General features: G+C 26.4%; 1 protein-coding gene. It reads right to left on the reverse strand.

Features of this window, described 5'->3' with window-relative positions; genetic code table 11:
- Nucleotides 1–313: 313 nt before the first annotated feature.
- Nucleotides 314–583: an integrase core domain-containing protein gene (locus tag HXZ69_RS15250; protein WP_286496467.1), complete on the reverse strand. Its 270-nt coding sequence runs from the start codon at nt 581–583 to the stop codon at nt 314–316.
- Nucleotides 584–671 lie beyond the last annotated feature (88 nt).

Genomic DNA, 671 nt, shown 5'->3' on the forward strand with positions numbered 1-671 from the left:
TTTAAACGCTGTGAGAAACAAAATTATTCATCGGATTTATGCTCTAATTAAAAATCAAACTATTTATAAAAATAACTAGATTTTGTCATAGAAATCAGTTTGACAGACTACATTTCAAATACTTAATACTTATTACAATTCTCATATCTCAATTCTAAAATCGTTTACATACATTCTACTGCCACTATGTTGCCTTCATCTTGCCTTGATGTTGGGAGTATCCCGCTACTATGACCCGTCCTAAAATAACTATACATGTTTTTAAATAAATCCTATTATAGTTATACACCAATTGATCTTAATCCTAAATTTACTATACAAGAGAGTTTTGATAATTAAAACTTCTATTATAGTTTTTCCATCTTTTCTTTAATTTTTCTGACTGCAAATGCGCAGCATTTGGAGTTAAATAATCACAACTTGCATGTGGTCTTAATTCATTATAAGTTTTAATACTATTAGTAATTTTAATTTTTGTCTGATTAAAACCTAATGTGCTTTCATATAAATTAAATTCCATTTTAATTATTCCATTAACTCTTTCTGCCATTGCATTTTCATAGGGATCACCTTTTTCTGTCATACTTATAGCTATTGTAATCTTCCCCTTGTTAAGAACACTTAAAAGTAGAGTTTTTATTTAATATTATTGTATTATTATTTTGATTAAT

The organism is Empedobacter sp. R132-2 (genome assembly GCF_030324375.1).
Lineage (GTDB): Bacteria > Bacteroidota > Bacteroidia > Flavobacteriales > Weeksellaceae > Empedobacter > Empedobacter falsenii_B.